The organism is Halopseudomonas xinjiangensis (genome assembly GCF_900104945.1).
Classification (GTDB): domain Bacteria; phylum Pseudomonadota; class Gammaproteobacteria; order Pseudomonadales; family Pseudomonadaceae; genus Halopseudomonas; species Halopseudomonas xinjiangensis.
Window position 1 is genome coordinate 1175731 of the sequence record NZ_LT629736.1, and the last position, 15960, is coordinate 1191690.

At 59.6% G+C, this 15960-nt stretch carries 22 protein-coding genes and 1 tRNA gene; 7 read left to right on the forward strand and 16 right to left on the reverse strand.

Annotated features, from left to right (window positions below):
* Positions 1–4: 4 nt before the first annotated feature.
* The 4 genes from pheT (at position 5) to BLT85_RS05290 (ending at position 3201) form a co-directional block, all read left to right on the forward strand.
* Positions 5–2386, forward strand: coding sequence for a phenylalanine--tRNA ligase subunit beta (gene pheT / locus BLT85_RS05275; RefSeq protein ID WP_093392172.1), 2382 nt, complete (start codon positions 5–7; stop codon positions 2384–2386).
* A gap of 5 nt (positions 2387–2391) precedes the next feature.
* Complete coding sequence (gene ihfA / locus BLT85_RS05280; RefSeq protein ID WP_093392173.1) at positions 2392–2694, forward strand: integration host factor subunit alpha; 303 nt, start codon at positions 2392–2394, stop codon at positions 2692–2694.
* A complete protein-coding gene (locus BLT85_RS05285; protein WP_093392174.1) occupies positions 2675–3034 on the forward strand; it encodes a MerR family transcriptional regulator in 360 nt (119 codons plus the stop codon). The genes ihfA and BLT85_RS05285 overlap by 20 nt, the downstream gene beginning before the upstream one ends.
* A gap of 90 nt (positions 3035–3124) precedes the next feature.
* A tRNA-Pro gene (locus tag BLT85_RS05290) sits at positions 3125–3201 on the forward strand.
* A 90-nt stretch (positions 3202–3291) separates the two neighbouring features.
* Here the strand turns inward: BLT85_RS05290 and BLT85_RS05295 are convergent.
* The 4 genes from BLT85_RS05295 to BLT85_RS05315 form a co-directional block, all read right to left on the reverse strand.
* Positions 3292–4404: a tyrosine-type recombinase/integrase gene (locus BLT85_RS05295; protein ID WP_093392175.1), complete on the reverse strand. Its 1113-nt coding sequence runs from the start codon at positions 4402–4404 to the stop codon at positions 3292–3294.
* Complete coding sequence (locus BLT85_RS05300; protein ID WP_093392176.1) at positions 4404–4616, reverse strand: hypothetical protein; 213 nt, start codon at positions 4614–4616, stop codon at positions 4404–4406. Before BLT85_RS05300 ends, BLT85_RS05295 begins: the two co-directional genes overlap by 1 nt.
* A 105-nt stretch (positions 4617–4721) precedes the next feature.
* Positions 4722–5372 (reverse strand): hypothetical protein, encoded by a 651-nt coding sequence (locus BLT85_RS05305; protein WP_093392177.1) that lies wholly within the window; start codon positions 5370–5372, stop codon positions 4722–4724.
* Positions 5373–5566: 194 nt separating this feature from the next.
* Positions 5567–6265 (reverse strand): DUF2786 domain-containing protein, encoded by a 699-nt coding sequence (locus BLT85_RS05315; RefSeq protein ID WP_093392179.1) that lies wholly within the window; start codon positions 6263–6265, stop codon positions 5567–5569.
* Positions 6266–6430: 165 nt separating this feature from the next.
* Between BLT85_RS05315 and BLT85_RS05320 the strand changes: the two genes are divergently transcribed.
* On the forward strand, positions 6431–7354 hold the full coding sequence (locus BLT85_RS05320; protein ID WP_093392180.1) for a hypothetical protein: 924 nt from the start codon (positions 6431–6433) through the stop codon (positions 7352–7354).
* Positions 7355–7369: 15 nt separating this feature from the next.
* On the opposite strand, the gene BLT85_RS05325 is transcribed toward BLT85_RS05320, so the two are convergent.
* From BLT85_RS05325 to BLT85_RS05360, 8 genes are all read right to left on the reverse strand, one after another.
* Complete coding sequence (locus BLT85_RS05325; protein WP_093392181.1) at positions 7370–7621, reverse strand: hypothetical protein; 252 nt, start codon at positions 7619–7621, stop codon at positions 7370–7372.
* Positions 7621–8070 carry a DUF7768 domain-containing protein gene (locus tag BLT85_RS05330; RefSeq protein WP_093392182.1) on the reverse strand — a complete coding sequence of 150 codons (450 nt, stop codon included), beginning with the start codon at positions 8068–8070 and terminating at the stop codon, positions 7621–7623. The genes BLT85_RS05325 and BLT85_RS05330 overlap by 1 nt, the downstream gene beginning before the upstream one ends.
* Before the next feature lie 2 nt (positions 8071–8072).
* Positions 8073–8528, reverse strand: a complete 456-nt coding sequence (locus BLT85_RS05335) for a hypothetical protein (RefSeq protein ID WP_093392183.1) — start codon at positions 8526–8528, stop codon at positions 8073–8075.
* Entirely contained in the window at positions 8525–8821 is a 297-nt protein-coding gene (locus tag BLT85_RS05340; protein WP_157718132.1) for a hypothetical protein, read from the reverse strand. The genes BLT85_RS05335 and BLT85_RS05340 overlap by 4 nt, the downstream gene beginning before the upstream one ends.
* Positions 8822–9038: 217 nt before the next feature.
* The gene (locus tag BLT85_RS05345; RefSeq protein ID WP_093392185.1) at positions 9039–9485 is read right to left on the reverse strand and encodes a hypothetical protein; all 447 of its coding nucleotides are present in this window, start codon (positions 9483–9485) and stop codon (positions 9039–9041) included.
* Positions 9482–9688: a hypothetical protein gene (locus BLT85_RS05350; protein WP_093392186.1), complete on the reverse strand. Its 207-nt coding sequence runs from the start codon at positions 9686–9688 to the stop codon at positions 9482–9484. Before BLT85_RS05350 ends, BLT85_RS05345 begins: the two co-directional genes overlap by 4 nt.
* Before the next feature lie 19 nt (positions 9689–9707).
* Positions 9708–10082: a response regulator transcription factor gene (locus tag BLT85_RS05355; RefSeq protein ID WP_093392187.1), complete on the reverse strand. Its 375-nt coding sequence runs from the start codon at positions 10080–10082 to the stop codon at positions 9708–9710.
* Between the two features lie 218 nt (positions 10083–10300).
* Positions 10301–10699 (reverse strand): hypothetical protein, encoded by a 399-nt coding sequence (locus tag BLT85_RS05360; protein ID WP_093392188.1) that lies wholly within the window; start codon positions 10697–10699, stop codon positions 10301–10303.
* A gap of 501 nt (positions 10700–11200) precedes the next feature.
* Between BLT85_RS05360 and BLT85_RS05365 the strand changes: the two genes are divergently transcribed.
* Positions 11201–11440 carry a hypothetical protein gene (locus BLT85_RS05365; RefSeq protein ID WP_093392189.1) on the forward strand — a complete coding sequence of 80 codons (240 nt, stop codon included), beginning with the start codon at positions 11201–11203 and terminating at the stop codon, positions 11438–11440.
* A gap of 46 nt (positions 11441–11486) precedes the next feature.
* Here BLT85_RS05365 and BLT85_RS05370 read toward each other — a convergent pair whose 3' ends face one another.
* From BLT85_RS05370 to BLT85_RS05385, 4 genes are read right to left on the reverse strand one after another with little or no spacing between them, the layout of a single operon-like run.
* Complete coding sequence (locus BLT85_RS05370) at positions 11487–12623, reverse strand: DUF262 domain-containing protein (RefSeq protein WP_093392190.1); 1137 nt, start codon at positions 12621–12623, stop codon at positions 11487–11489.
* The gene (locus BLT85_RS05375; RefSeq protein WP_093392191.1) at positions 12620–13480 is read right to left on the reverse strand and encodes an FRG domain-containing protein; all 861 of its coding nucleotides are present in this window, start codon (positions 13478–13480) and stop codon (positions 12620–12622) included. The genes BLT85_RS05370 and BLT85_RS05375 overlap by 4 nt, the downstream gene beginning before the upstream one ends.
* A gap of 13 nt (positions 13481–13493) precedes the next feature.
* Positions 13494–14489, reverse strand: a complete 996-nt coding sequence (locus BLT85_RS16805) for a DNA cytosine methyltransferase (RefSeq protein ID WP_093392192.1) — start codon at positions 14487–14489, stop codon at positions 13494–13496.
* Between the two features lie 32 nt (positions 14490–14521).
* The gene (locus BLT85_RS05385; protein WP_093392193.1) at positions 14522–15352 is read right to left on the reverse strand and encodes a LexA family transcriptional regulator; all 831 of its coding nucleotides are present in this window, start codon (positions 15350–15352) and stop codon (positions 14522–14524) included.
* A gap of 40 nt (positions 15353–15392) precedes the next feature.
* Between BLT85_RS05385 and BLT85_RS05390 the strand changes: the two genes are divergently transcribed.
* On the forward strand, positions 15393–15620 hold the full coding sequence (locus BLT85_RS05390) for a helix-turn-helix domain-containing protein (protein ID WP_093392194.1): 228 nt from the start codon (positions 15393–15395) through the stop codon (positions 15618–15620).
* Positions 15621–15960 lie beyond the last annotated feature (340 nt).

Here is a 15960-nt window from a genome sequence, read left to right on the forward strand (position 1 = left end):
GACAATGAAATTCAGTGAACAATGGCTGCGCGGCTGGGTGAACCCCGAGGTCTCGCGTGACGAGCTGGTCGCCCGCCTGTCCATGACCGGCCTGGAAGTCGACAGCGTCACCCCGGCCGCGGGCGAGTTCAGTGGCGTGGTAGTCGGCGAGATCATCAGCGCCGAACAGCACCCGGACGCCGACAAGCTGCGCGTGTGCCAGGTCAGCGACGGCAAGGAACAGTTTCAGGTAGTGTGCGGCGCGCCCAACGCACGCGCCGGCATTCGCATCCCGTTTGCTCAGGTCGGCGCCGTACTCGGCGAAGACTTCAAGATCAAGAAGGCCAAGCTGCGCGGTGTGGAATCGCACGGCATGCTCTGTTCGGCTGCCGAGCTCAAGCTCTCCGAAGACCATTCCGGTCTGTACGAGCTGCCGGCCGATGCACCGGTAGGCCAGACGCTGCGTGAGTATCTGGGCCTGGACGACGCCATCATCGAAGTCGACCTGACGCCGAACCGCGGCGACTGCCTGTCGATCGCAGGTCTCGCCCGCGAAGTCGGCGCCAACTACAACGCACCGGTCGCGCGCCCGCAGATCGACGCCGTACCGTCCGTCAACGACGAAACCCGCCCTGTCGAACTGGTCGCACCCAAGGCCTGCCCGCGCTACGTTGGCCGCGTCATCCGCAACGTCGATCTATCCCGCGGCACACCGCTGTGGATGATCGAGCGTCTGCGCCGTAGCGACATTCGCAGCATCGACCCGGTGGTCGACATCACCAACTACGTGATGATCGAACTGGGCCAGCCGATGCATGCCTTCGATCTGTCCGAGATCAAGGGCGGCATTCGTGTCCGCATGGCCGAGGAGGGCGAGAAGCTCACCCTGCTCGACGGCCAGGACGTGACCCTGCGCAGCGACACCCTGGTCATCGCTGATCACGAACGCCCGCTGGCCATAGCCGGCATCATGGGTGGCGAGCACAGCGGCGTCAGCGACAAGAGCACTGACCTGTTCCTTGAAAGCGCCTTCTTCGACACCATCGCTATCGCCGGCAAGGCGCGTGGCTATGGCCTGCACACCGACTCTTCGCACCGCTTCGAGCGCGGCGTCGACTGGCAGCTGCAGCGCGAAGCGATCGAGCGCGCCACTGCACTGATTCTGGATATCGTCGGCGGCGAGCCGGGCCCGGTGATCGAAGCTGTAGAGCCCAGCGCACTGCCGACGATTGCCGAAGTGACCCTGCGCAACGAACGCATCACGCAGATGCTCGGCATGGAGCTGCCGGAAGCCGACATCGAGGCTTATCTGAGCAACCTGGGCCTGACTGTGAAGGCCAGCGGAGCAGGCGAGTGGCAGGTCACCGTGCCCAGCCACCGCTTCGACATCAGCCTGGAGATCGACCTGATCGAAGAACTGGCGCGCCTGTACGGCTACAACCGTCTGCCCGTTAGCGCACCAACCGCGTCGCTGAACCTGACCGCCAAGCCGGAAACCCGCGGCGAGCTGCCGATCCTGCGTCGTCTGCTGGTGGCCCGCGGGTATCAGGAAGCGATCACTTACAGCTTCGTCGAGCCGAGCCTGAACAAGCTGTTCGATCCGGAAGTCGAGCCGCTGGCCCTGGCCAACCCGATCTCAGCCGACATGGCCGTGATGCGCACCTCGCTGTGGCCGGGCCTGAGCAAGGCCGTGCAGCACAACCTCAACCGCCAGCAGTCGCGCGTGCGCCTGTTCGAAAGCGGCCTGCGCTTCGTCCCGCAAGCCAGTGGTGAGCTGCTTCAACAGCCCATGCTCGCGGGTATCGCCTGTGGCACCCGTCAGCCGGAAGGCTGGGCCAACGGCAACGACAAGCTCGACTTCTACGACGTCAAAGGCGACGTGGAAGCCGTACTGGGGCAGGGCGGTGCACTGGCCAGCTTCCGCTTCGAGCCGGCCAAGCACCCGGCGCTGCACCCGGGCCAGACCGCACGCATCACCCGCGACGGCGAAACTGTCGGCTGGCTGGGCGCGCTGCACCCGCAGCTGGTCAGTGAGCTGGACCTGCAGGCCCCGGTGTTCGCCTTCGAGCTGACGCTGAGCGCCATCACCGAAGGGCGCCTGCCGGCCTTCCGTGAACTGTCCCGCTTCCCCGAGGTGCGCCGCGACATCGCCGTGCTGGTCGATCAGTCCGTCGCTGCCGAAGACCTGCTCGCAACCATTCGCGACGCAGCAGGCGAGAACCTGACGAACCTCAGGCTGTTTGACGTTTACGCAGGTAAAGGCATTGATCCGAATAGAAAAAGTCTTGCCATCGGCTTGACGATGCAGCATTCATCGCGCACTCTTACTGACGATGAGGTGAACGCTGTCATGGACAAGGTACTCACGTCCCTGGAGCAAGGGTTCAATGCCACGTTAAGGAAATAAGGGTTATGGCGGCTCTGACGAAAGCAGAAATGGCCGAACGTCTCTACGAGGAGCTCGGCTTCAACAAGCGTGAAGCCAAGGAACTGGTCGAGCTGTTTTTCGAAGAGATCCGCAATGCTCTGGAGAGTAACGAGCAGGTCAAATTGTCCGGATTCGGCAACTTTGACCTGCGCGACAAGCGCCAGCGTCCCGGTCGCAACCCCAAGACCGGCGAAGAGATCCCAATCACTGCCCGGCGCGTGGTCACCTTCCGCCCCGGACAAAAACTCAAGGCCCGAGTAGAAGCCTATGCTGGAACCCACTCATAACGCCGAGCTGCCGGCGATCCCCGGCAAACGCTACTTCACCATCGGCGAAGTCAGCGACCTCTGCGCAGTCAAGCCTCATGTTCTGCGGTATTGGGAACAGGAATTTCCGCAGCTGTCACCCGTCAAGCGCCGTGGCAACCGTCGCTATTACCAGCGTCAGGACGTGATCATGATTCGCCAGATTCGCGGGCTGCTGTACGACCAGGGCTTTACCATCGGCGGCGCCCGTCAGCGGCTGTCCGGCGACGAAGCCAAGGAAGATGTCACCCACTTCAAGCAGCTGATCCGTCAAACGATCACCGAGCTCGAAGAGGTATTGCAGGTGTTGAAAGCGCACTGATACGACGGCCTGAAACCGAAAAAAACCTTTCTCATTTCAGGCGGTTAATGTATCATGCGACCCGCTTTGGCAGACAAATCAAAGCATCGTCGGGGCGTAGCGCAGCCTGGTAGCGCACTTGCATGGGGTGCAAGGGGTCGAGTGTTCGAATCACTCCGTCCCGACCAAATTAGATAAGGGGGATCAAGCACTTAGCGGCTTGGTCCCTTTTTTCGTTTCAGGCCTGCGCAATACCGGCGCAAAATACGCGCAAAACGTCACCCGGTAATCGCTGCAATGTCGAGGTCTGGCGTAGCATCGGCCCAGACGATTTCCGAATGGTCGCGCTGGTAGTTGCGCGTCATATCCTCGCTGGCGTGGCCAGCAATTCTCTGCCCGTCCTTGCCCGCCTTCTTGTACAGATGCAGTGACAGCGCTCTGATCTCATGAAAGCCTGGCTGCTCTTCGTCGGTCCAATCCTTGTAGCAACCGGCTGCTTCCCGCGCGGCTTTGAATGCCCTGGTCAGGTAGCGCTCTTCGATCTTCGTCCAGTGCACCTTGTTCTGTTGCTGCTTCTGCTTCATGCGCTCCGGTTGACGATGCACCAGAAACGGGGACAGTACGTTGTCCCGGCACCGGTCGATGACGGTCTGCAGTTGCGGTGTGACTTGGAAGCGGATCCATGCTGCGTCGGAGGCCTTAGCGGTTTTCTGCTGGACCACGTAGAGATACCCATCCTGTACATCTTCAAACTTCATCGTGAGCACATCCGAACGGCGCTGCGCTGTGATCAAGGCCAAGTCGATCGCGTTTTGTAGCCAGAGCGGGGCGGCTTCACGGATGGCACGGATCCCTTCGACCGTGTGACGCTTTCGCGCTTTCTTCTCGATCCTTGGCAGCGTGCTGGCTGCTGGGTTGTCAGGGCACAGACCTTTCGCGCAGGCGTGGTTGAACAGATCGATCAGCAGCGCCCGGCATTGGTTGCTTGCCCTGGGCGATAGCGGATCGAGCAGTGCTGCGATCATGCGGATAGTTACTTCGTCGATGGGCTGCGCGCCCATTGCTGCAATGATCTGGCGGAAACGGACGGCGTACAGCGCGAGCGTGGCCTTGGCCAGTTCTCGATGCGGGAGGACGTCTCGCTCGAACTGCGCGATGAAGTCGCGGACGAGCACCTTCTCGCTACCCATGACCCGCTGCACCAGGTCGACACCCGCCATCAGCAGGCTGTTCAGCTGGCGCGCTGCTGCGATTGCGTCTGCCTTGTTGCTGCCCATTGAATGCCAGCTGCCATCATCCGGCCGGCGATAACGATACGTACCGCGCCGCGCATCGGCGTAGAGGTTCGGCGGCAGTCCCTTGTTCTTCGAATTGCGCGGTCGCGGCGCCATCATGCTCTCCGTTTGTTCAGTACCCGGTCGACCAGGCTATTCCCTGTCTGCTGTTGATAGCGGGTCCAGTCGATGTAAAACAACTTGCCGATCTGTTTGCCGGGCAGGTCTCCGCGCTTGATCTGTTCGCGGATGGCGTTGGCGCACTGTGGGGTGCCGTTTTCACCCCAGACCCGGCGCTGGTAAACGCTGATCTTGATGAGCTCGCTCATAAGTACCTCATGGGGGCGGTTATTTGAAGCGGTAAAGCAACGCGATCGCCAGCGCTGAGATCAGGAGCAGTAGCGCGGCGGCGGGTAGGGCGTCTGGGTGGAGGGTCACGGGCCGAGCTCCTGCTGGGCTTGTGCCCAGGCCGTTTGCACCTGGTGGAACTGGTCGGAGCTGCCGCCGTGGTCTTCATGCGCTGCCTTGCGAGCGCGCATGTAGGCCTGGCGGGCTTCGGCCAGATCGGCGCCGTAGTAGTTCAGAACATCCCGCCACGAGCGACCCACTACCTGATCTGGCGCCGGCAGGCCTTGGAAGCCCACGAACGCGGCCTCGAACATCTGGCTGCCGTGTCGCTCTATCGTGCGCAGCGCTTCGATGGTGGCGGCTATCGCTGCGATGTTGTCCTCGATGCGGTTGTAGGTATCGCATGGGATGCAACGATCGCGCCCGTCGAGGTTGAAGTACACAGCGGCGCCCGGGTCGGCTGGCGCTCGCTGACCTGAACGAGGAAGGCCATCGCGGCGCAGTTGCAGGTCGGTGCTGATGATTACTGTGTCCGGATTGCAGCGCCAGGTGTGCCCGTGACGGGTGAACTTGCTGAGCTCTGCGAGAACGCGCCCGCAGGCCTGCTGCAACGTCAGCGACTTGTGGCTGTATCCCGAAGAGTTCTTGGTTTTAAAGCGGCCGTCCTTTCGTTCTCTCGCTGGAGTGCGCGGGAACCAGTGGGGCCAGGTGAGAGGGGAGCGGGTTGGTTCACTCATACATCACTTCCTTGTTACTCGGGGCGGACGTAGCGAATCATCGTGGTTCAGCTGACGAAACTCGGTGCAGATGACAACCGTGTCGGCGCCGTCTGTACGGTGTTTGGGCATGATGTTGAAGGGCAGTGCACTGCAATCTTCGCGCTGCTTGGCGCAGCCTCGGCAGCGGCCGCCTTTGGGGTAGTAGCGTTGCGTCATGCTGGCTGGCTCTGAAAGCTGATGCCGGGGATTGGCGCTGAGCCGTTCACAGGCGTGTGCAGTTGGACGCCATCCCCATCCCGGGCCCCGGCTGCAGCTGCGATAGCTGCTAGCTTGTTGCCTCGGGTGGCGGACTTGGGTTGCCGCGCCTCGGTGACCTTCTTGTTGTGGATCTCCTGCATGAAGCGGGTGTGCTTCCGGTCATCCTCCTCCCGGAGCGGGGCGGCGAACTCGAGTACGGTCGCCTGCACTGCCGACACCCAACCCTCGCAATAGCCCTGCGATATCTTTCGCTTTTGAGCCGGGGTGTACATGTTCGATACACGCTCTTCGAGGAAGCGTTTGCGTGCCTGTTTAATCTGGCGCATCAGAACCAAGGCGGTGAAGCCTGCGATATGCGCGTTCTCGGCGCGCCCCACGAACGATGTGGTGCGGTAGCCACTGAACACCGTGCACTGAAACGCACGGCCGATGATGGTGAGCAGCGCCTGCGCCCATAGCGGCTTATTGACGTGCTCGGATTCGATCTGCTCTAGGCCGAGTTCGGACAGCTCGACGTGTTCTTCGCTGAGGCCGTACTTGTCCATCATCTTGCGTGCCTGACGGAGCGCGGCTGCGGCTTCGTGTTCGTTGGCGCTGCTTGCAAGGGCCATGCACTTGCGCACCTTAGCGAGGATTTTGGCTTTGTTGTCCATAGTGGTGTCCTTGAGAGCTTCACTGGCTCTGGCATATCCGGGAAAACGTCAAGTGAATTAACTTCCGAAGAGCGGCAAAAATGATGAGCGTGCGTACTATTTCCGAACTTGGCACGAGGATTAGGCAATGCGATATTGGTGAGTAGGTCGATAAAGGGACTAGCGATGAACGAGCCACGTAGACGAATACCGTACGCTTTACACAGAGATGGATGGGAGGCCGACCCGGCTCAAGTAGCGACGCTGCGGGCGATCGCTAATGAAGTCACGATTGACCAGTACTCGCCTGAAATGGAGGGGTCTATCTTCTGCCCGCTTTGCGGAACGAATCTAAAGCGCGTACCCAAGTCCAAAGCGATCTTCAGTAATGAGCGAGAGCCATTTTTTTCCCACCAGCCCAAATGGCGACATGTTCGATGTGATCTGCGTTCTAAGAGGCCGGAGGGGAAACACTACGAGACGTGGGAAGAAGCGCGCCGCGCCGTAGAGAATGAAGAACTGGTAGTGATTAATGGTTTCATGCAAGGCGAGCCCGCTCTATCAGCCGCTGCTCCGGGTGAGTATCAAGAAACGATTGTCGAGGATGAAGAGGGGCCAGAAAGCAGCGTGCCCATAGGGAGACATGTCGGCGAAAATTTCACCGTTCCCAGTGTGGTGACGTCCGTGATGGGGATTTGCTCTCGTTTTGACACGCACCTATGGAAGTATTACCACTTGCCTGGCGCTGACAATGCCCGGCTGTTGGCCGATCTGCTGAGAGATGTAAAACAGGTGGACGACACCGAGGCTGTGCCTCGTTTGTACTTCGGGGTAGTCAGATCCGTGAGTGTGGCGGGTCAAGGTGGGCCCAACAACGTTTGTATGACGAGATTGGAATGCCACGAGGACGTCCGCGATTTCACCTTGAAAGTTTTGAATTCGACGGCTCAGCGCCGAGGACTGACCGCCAAGTCGGTTGGTCGTGTTGTGCTTGTCTATGGAGAAGTCACTCGCAGCGGGATTGGACTTGCTGTCGAACATCCAAGCTGGGGTGAATGGGCGCTCCTTCCTGATAAATACAAGCCGTTACTTGGATTTTCGCCCGCGTGACATGCCGCCGTGACTCTACGGCTGGCGCAGAAACTCGCGCAGCTTCTCGTCAGGTAGGCGGGCGGCGTTGTGGATGAGGCGGGTCAGGGCGTCTTGCTTCTCTTCGAGGTCACACACGGCCAGGACGCGGTCGAGGTGTTCGGCGGTAGCGTGGTAGACCTCGATCTGCAGGCGGTAGGCTAGGAGGCGGGCTTGCCGTTCTTCCTCGCGCAGCTTGTCGCGTTCGCGCTGCTCGCGCTTGCGCTCGGCGGCGGTCTTGGCTGACATCAGGTCGGCTCCAGCCGGTACCCGCGCTCGGCCTCCTGCTGGCGCTGTTGCTGCAGCTTGAAGTGCGCGGCGAGCGGCAGCTCTTTCACGGCGTAGTACACCGGTATGCCGAGGCGGCAGGCTTCGGCGATCTCGGCGCGGGTGCCGGCGCTGGCTTCGTGACCTGGTACGAGCACGACGGCGTCGCTGCGGCGCATGAGTTCAAGCGTTGCTTCGAGCCAGAACTCGTCTGGGATGGTCGGCGCGAAGAGGTCGAGGTCGCCGGTGTTGGCGTGAGGTATCAGCGCGGACCAGCCTTTCTCGATAGCGAGCAGGCCGACTGCGCGGGCGCTCTGGATATTGAGCGTGACCCGGGCGCGGTTTCCGGCGCGGTAGGGGCCGGCGACGTAGACGACGGGCAGGCTTGTGCTGGCGACGAGGCGAGGCAGCGTGCGTTCTTGCGTTCCCATGGCTATTCCTTCACGGCGCGCGCGGCCGGGCTGTGGTTGAGCTCGATTCCGTTCTCCTTGGCGGCGCGTACGATCATTGCGTAGCTGACGCCAAGGCTTTTGGATATCTGCAGGGTGGTGCACTGCTTTTCGCGCATTGGTGCGATCTGCTTGGCCAGCTCTTTGCGTCGTTCGCGGGCCTTGGCTGACCTGACCTCGTGAAGACTGGCGACTTTCGCCTTGTTGTCGGGCTTCGGCTTGGCGCAGTGTTTATCAGCGATGTTCTTGAGCTTGGCAGCCTGCGCCTCGTCAGCGCTGGCGCGGTTGCGACTGCGCCAGGTGTTGATTACGGGGCGCTGCGGCTGGACCGGCTCGGTAACCGGTGGGCGGTTCTTGGCGAGGAAATCTTTCACCAGGGCGTCGAGCTCTTCGCGCTCGGCTTGTTTGGCGAGGACTTCGGATGTGAGCATGGAGGTCATGATGCGGCTTTCCCTTCGCATTCTTGCCAGGCTTCCCACGCGGCTTGTGTCTCGCCGTAGCGATAGCCGCCGTGGTTGCTGCGGGTGATATCGAAACAGCGATCGACCGCCCAGGCTTCGAACCGGGCGCGCATGTCATCGCTGGGTGGCTGGTACGGGGCGAGGTGCAAGTATGTGCGTTCGTAGCGGTCCATGCCGGCCACCGGCAGCGGGAACTCAACGAACTGGGACTTGCCGCTGACGTCTAGCACGCGGCCATCCATAGGGCCGCCTATGAAGCGGTGGGCTGTCATGGGGACACCCCATGCTTGGCCGTCGGCCAGCGCAACGGCATCCCGTCTGGTTGGATCAAGTGGTTCGGCTGGTCGTCTTTAAGGCATCCCGGCACGCTACCCGCTCCGCAGCTTTCACAGCGGGCCACATCGACGCCACGGCAAAGCGGGTGAAGCTGGACGTGCCCACTGCGGCAAGTGTTTGTACGCGCTTCATATTCGCTGCATGGAGTAAGCATCACTCCCCCCCTTGGTCTGGCCGCGCCTGCTCAGCGATCTGCTTTGCTACCCAAGCCCGCATCCGAACCCACCGTTGCTCCGGCGTTTCTTGCTCGTAGCTACCGGTGGTTGGGTTCCGTCGATACATTCCACACTCGTCGTTCTCGTAAACGATTTCGCGCGCCAGGGCGTTAGCGATACCGAGCAGATTGGCGGCTTCCTCTGCATCTTCTGGATCGTTGGCTTTCAAGCCTCGTCCTGCAGCGACAACACCGAGCGTGCAGAACTCGCCGTCAGCTTCGAGCGCGCCTTCGACCAGTCGCTTCGATTCCATCGCGTCCATCTGCTCCAGTAGCTCGCGCAGGAACTGTTGGCCGCGCTTTCCTCGAATGGCTGAGTTAACCGCGCCTCGCCAACGGATAAGGTCCCAACCGCCGCTGTCGTCGCAATATCCTGAACGGCTCATGCCACCACCCTCAGCTGCGGCCGTGCTGGCGCCTGGCGGGCTTGTTCGAGCCGTTCGGCCTTGGCCAGGGCGTTGCTGTAGCTGGTGGCCCAGCCGACGACTGTGCCGCCGAGCGTGAGTTGCCAGAAGCCGCGGTCGTCGGGTTCGCTGGGAAGTACGCGGCGGCCGGCGGGCTTGATTACGATGGTGGTGTGCATGGGCATGGTCACGTCCTCGTGATGGTTACACGTCAAATGTGTCGTCGATGAAGTCGTCGCGGCGTCCGCCGCGCTGGGTGCGGGTGACGCGGTGTGGGCGTTGCATGTCGTCCGGTGCGCTGAGGCTGGCGCTGGTGCAGCAGACCATCAGCAGGAGGACGAGCGGGGCGATGATGGCGCGACGCATGGCTTCGGCGATCAGCTGGGCGCGGCGGGTGGCGCCGAGCTTGAACATGGCGCTGTATACGCGCTTGCGGACGCTGTCTGGCGCGAGGCCGGTTTCCCGGGCCATCTGCTTGTCGGTCTTGCCGGCGGCGACGCCGAGGGTGAACTCAAGTTCGCGCGGGCTGAGGATGCTGCCGACAAAGCCCTGCCAGTTGCCTCTGATCATGGTGTCCATACGTCACTCCCTGTGAATGTGTTGGCCGCTTACGCCCGGCCGGTCGCCCGTGTGTCGCCAGCGTCCGGGTGACGCTGCAATGGGGTCGCTTTCTCCCTGGCTTGCGGATTTCCTGCGGTGCGCCTTGCCTGTCCTGAGAACACAGGCGGGCCGTTGAGTAGAGACGGCCGGCTAACAGTCGCGGGCTTTGGCGATCCGCCGACGCGGTTGGGATGCTGTTACCCGCGAATCTGATCGCTCAGTTGCTTGATGCCGTCGAGCATCATTTGGAGCCGCTGTTCCTGGCTGGCAACAACGGACTGGGCGAGCGTGAAGGACCGAACTGCTTCGGTGATGGCGAGCATCTTGCGCCGCGCCTCGTCAGCCTGGCGTTCGGCGTATTCGGCACGGCGCTTAAGATCAATCTTCTGGTAGATCTCGTCATCGTCGTCGTCTTCATCGAAGTACTTGCCCAGCACCTCGGCGCCCGTCGCTTTCGCGGCCAGCTCCTCGATTCGCGCAACGAGATACTCCTCTCGGGGCGTGGTCGGTTCGATGACCGAGCGGATATGCTCGGGACGAGCTTCTCTGGCGATGACGGGTACGCCGGGCTGCCCGATCCAGTAGTCTGAAAACATCGCAAACCCTCCATGTTGGTTTCCCGGATGGCCCTGTCGCCAAGGCCATCGAGGAAACAGCCCTTACCAGTCCGCCAGGGTGGGGCGGGGCGCGGAGCGTGCCGGGTCATTCGCTCGGTTCGGTCGTACCAACCTCGTCCGCCGTCGGGTTCGTCCCGCGTGGGCAGGCTCATGCCTGTCGGATCGCCGGTCGCCGGTAGAGGCTGCGCGGTCTGTTTCATCAGGTTTACTGTTCTCCCCCTGAGGGTTGCCGGGAGTGACCTATGCCCAGCGATGCTGGGGGTAGTCGTTCATGGCGCTGATTGTTAATGAGCGTGGGGTCTCTTCGCCCCGGTGCGGCCTGCTGGCCGGCTTGGAACCAAATATGAACTACAGGTACACATCAAGTCAAGAACCATAAGTACATATTTTTCGTGAGCGGCTTCGCGACCTGGCGGTCACGGAATGCCAGGGTTTGCGGCCGATGGTAAGGTGCCGGCTCCACAGGAGGGAGGACTCGATATGCATACGAAGGATTGCGCACGCCTGGCAGGCTTGCTGCTGGCACCGGCCGGGCTGATCGTGATTGGTTCGCTGGCGCTGATGATGCTACCGATCCGCCCACCGGGGAGTACGGGTTATGAGCTGGACCCGATGCGGTGGGTGCCGGTAGGTTTGACGTTTGGTGGGTTGGTTTGGCTGACCGCAGCGATGGGGCGGTTGGTCAAATGGGAGTTCGAGGCGGAGCGGGAGGAGGGGTAGGGCGCAGGGCTACAAAAGCAAGGCCCGCAGAGGCGGGCCTTATTCTTCACACGAGGCGAGGATGCGGTCTGAAGCGCCGCAGATGCCTAAGCAATATTTCATACCGGCCGGACAACGAGTTCTGGTCGTTTGTCGTTCTGCCCATTGTGTAGTAATTCATCAACTCAGGGTCAGCCCTTTCCGGAGCCGTTCTCGACAGCTGCAGAGCTTCTTTTACCCGGGTGGTAAATTCTTCCAAGAAATCGCGCAGAACTCCTTTGCACAGATCCGGGTTCTCTCGCACTAACCAATAGTAAACTGGGATGTGCCCTTGGCTACCCAGCAGAGGATCGCGATCTCGGAATTCAGCGGCCATACTATCGAGCGTGAATAACGCTTTTTCTTCGGTATCCCGGTACTTCTCTAACAATGTTTGCCGTTCCTCCTCAGAAAGGCGAGGCCCACGTTTGCGGAACCCTTGGACAAAGTACGCTGCTCCTTGCTCGGCGAACTGATCCAGGTTCCGTGCCTTGGTATCAGTGAAACCGCCTTTGTACTCTATCAGCGCAAGTTTCGCGGCAAGGTTAAATTCCTGCATCCGCGATACATTGAAACGAATTTTGTTCATAAAAAAACGATTCGCAGTGATCTGTCTGATGACTGCTGTCGCGGGACCAGGGACTGCGTTGCGCTTTTCTGCGGAAGTAGTAGACATTCCGCTGTTCAGCCGCGTAAACATCTCTGTGATTTTAAGTTCATCATCCGTCACAATACTCATTACGGTCGGGACGTAATTTTCGAGCTTCGAAGCTAGCTTAGGATAGCGCTGCTGTACTTGCGCGAATGTCATGCCGGCAGCTTCCACGCTGGGATCTGCATCTAACGCAAAAGATTGGTTCAGCGGGAACTGGTTCGCGAGGAAATCGAAGAAAGCGCCGAATCGTTGCTTTCCATCGACGATAGAGTATGGTTTGCGAGCAGGGTTGAGTTCCGCGCTGCTGGATCGCGTGAAGTCCGCGACATAGAGTTTGGGGATGTCGAAGTCGTTTAGAACGGAGTCGATCAAATGTGCCTTTTTCCACTGGCTCCACAAGTTCCCCCGACGTTGATACTGGGGTTCCAGATCAAGCTGAGCTTGCTCATTCTGCGAAGCCCACCACCTGAGCGGACGGGGCTCGTGCTGAGTTACTCTGAAATGGCTCATGCGAAAAATCCATTCATCCGTTTGATCTCCAAAGCGAGCCCCTGGTGATCAGGGTACGCCACCGAGTCAGTATATCCAATGCAGAGCAAGTCGCGTAACAGCGCTTCGATATTCTCTTCCTTAATTACAAGTTCTTTCAGGCAGTTTTCTGGATAGCGCTTGGATTCGAATATCTTATCCATTGAATCCACACTCTTTCCGAATATGGTGAACACTCCCTTTTGCGCAAACATGCGCGCATTGTTAGCTGTGCCTAATATGGCCACAGGATCTTCGTACATGCCCACCTTTTCGGAGACCGTATAGTTGAGTCTCGGGAGATAACTGTTCAGTGTGCCGCTGTCCGGCGGCACCGGCCCGCGCTCGCCATAGGAGACCTGAACGAGCGATGCTTGGTTCCAAGACCACGGGTTCAAAATCCATACAGAGGCTGGTTCGGTATACTTCCCCCTTTTTTTACCGCGCTCTGCATCGGTGAGCGCAAAGTAGAGGGCAATAAAGGGGTTTGACGTCCAATCCAGCAGCCGCGTCGGTACGCCGTAATGCTGCATATAAAAAAGGGTGTCTATCTTCTCTTCTTCGTCTTTGTTCAACGAAGGAATCTGGTGCAATGTTCCCTGCCGTCTGAATTCCCGGATCATTCGCGACTCTAGGTCCAGGAGATCATTTGCCTCCTTAACAGACGGATGGCGATACAAACTGGGCTTGAGAGCATAGGATCGCATCCCATGGCCGCGGTACCAGTTATTGAGGTGAGCATCGTTCGCGTTTTCGGCTCTCGATGCCGTGAGCGCACCTTCAATGCAGCTCGCAAATGAGCTGAGCGAGTCCACTTCGATTCTCTTCGGCTTTGCCATCTTCAGTCCTTGTTTAGGCAGCTTTATCGCGCGTGACGTCTAGCTGGTCGCTCGTGTGTTGCTGTAGCAGGAATCTTTCGCAAACTCGCGCGACGGCATTTGCAAGAAGTGGCGGGACGGCGTTGCCGATTTGCATGATATTGGAAGTCGCCGAATGCGGAAAAACGAAGTCGTCGGGAAACGTCTGCAGCCGCGCGCACTCTCTAATAGTTAGTCTTCTCTGGAGAGAGTAGTGGAACTGAACACGAGACTTGGCATTAGCTCTTACCGTATATCCGGGCTTTCCTGCCTGCGATATTTCGTCGCCTTGGCCATGGCCGTTTTTCGCTCGGTTGGCTTTGAAATACTGACTCTGATTTGGGACGCTCTCGTCGTGAACACCAACCAGATCCCCAATAGCCCATTCAATTGATCGGTGGCTATCCGCGTACTGCGGGAGCGGCTTGTCCGGAAAACCGGAAATGTCGTTCCGGACGCCGACGATGAAGACTCGATAACGTGCTTGCGGCACCCCGTAGTCCGCAGCGTTGAGGCGCCAACACTCGACCCGGTAGCCCGCCTCACGAAAATCTCCCAAGATTCTTTCGATTACCTTTCCCTTATGCATGGTCAAAATATTTGCAACATTTTCAGCAACGAACATTTTCGGTTGGTGTATGGCGCAATATTGGACTAGCGAAGAGTAAAGTCGGCCGCGCTCTGATCCCAATCCCTTCCGGGGGCCACAAATCGAGAAGTCCTGACACGGGAAGCCGCCTATGAGCAAGTCGGCGCGGACCATCCCCGCAACGCAAGCTTGTGAAAGATCAGCACGATGGAAATGGTTGCCGATATTTTGCTTGTAGGTAATTTCGCAGAGCGGGTCGAGCTCGAACGCTTGCTCTATTTCGAAAGCCGTCCTGGGCACCGATTCACCCTTAAAGTGAAAGCCACCTTGAAACCCTAAATCCAAGCCGCCACAACCAGCGAAAAATGAGGCTACCGAGAAGGTTTCGGTCTGTGCTTGCATTATGATTGTCTCTTCAGGCGCCCAGCGGCGGTTCAAAGTTTATGCGCGTTCCAGACAAGAAGAGCGCGGGCGTGTACGGTAACCTCGGCGATCGGAATCTGGAAGGGGTCGTGCTCGCGGTTATCCGAGATGACTTTGAAGTGCGTCTTGGACTCTTTCTGAAGGCGTTTGATGTAGACCAGGTCGTCCCAGGTGAACACGTAGACGCCGTCGCCGTTGAAGGCGTTGACCCCGCGGTCGACGAACACTGGCTCACCGTGGTTGATGGTGCCGGCCATGCTCTGACCCCAGCCGGTGATCAGCGCGAGGTTGGCGGGGCTGGTATAGGTGATGCCGAGCATGTCCAGATGCGATTTGTGCATCGTGACATGGCGGATGATCTCGACGTAGTCGTTCGGCAGCTGGCCGCTGCCCATGGCTGCGCGTACGTTGAATTGGGGTATCGATAGTTCGCCAGTCTTGTCCTTGGCGGAGAAATCAGCAGCGATCACGTTGCTCTCCTTTTCCCTTACTGGGTAGCCGGCTTCCCGGTCGGCATCGCCCGTCGCATACCTAAAAGCTTGGTCTGCGTCGGAATTCATGGGTCCTTCCCCGTACTGCAACCACTCAACCCGCACGCCAAGTTCGCGGGCAATGCTCCGCATATTGGCCCGGCCGGGCATCGATTCTTCGTTCAGCCACTTGCTTGCTGCTTTGGGGGTCGTGCCGGTGACTTGCGCCAGGCGAACGCCCGCGCCCCATTCGCCGATCCCTGCGGCGGCTAAGGCTTGCTTCAAGCGCAAAACAAAAGCGCGGCGGAGATCATTGGACTGAACCATAGGTTCAGCATCGCATTTCCTTGCATGTACTTTCAGTTCCGCCATAATATGTACTCGAAGTTCAAATTCATAAGGGCGCTAGACCATGAGCTCTATCAAACTGGCAATTCAGAAGGCGGGCGGTCCGGCGCGTGCCGCACAGCTCTGCGGCATCAGTTCGCGGGCTATCTACAAGTGGATCTCTAGCGGCTCGCTACCTCGCACGGAGTACACCGGCGAGACCGACTATGCGCAGCGTCTCGCGGCTGCATCGGAGGGCGCGTTCACGGCTGAATGGCTTCTCGAAGAAGCCTCGCCGAGCAAGGCCGCCTGACATGAACAGATTACTGCGGTGCACGCTTTGCCATCAGCCCACTCGCAGTGCTGTGCAGCCATACAGGAGTTTTGACCTTCAGCACGATCGATAGCTAGGCCTGCCGGAGCGGCAGGAAAGGGCGCCTACGGGCGGGTCAGGAACGTGACGGGATAAGTCGCGGTAGACGAGAAGGAAGCCATGAAGGCCAAACAGTGTGATACCCCGGCTGCGCCTGGAGCGAGCCGAGCAGTAACCAAGGCAGAAAGGGCGCTGGCTCGTTACTTGAGGTCCGGCTCAGGGTTGGTCCGCTGCGCTTTAGTTTCAGTTCCCCGACCGAATGCTTCCCCGCGTTGCTTGC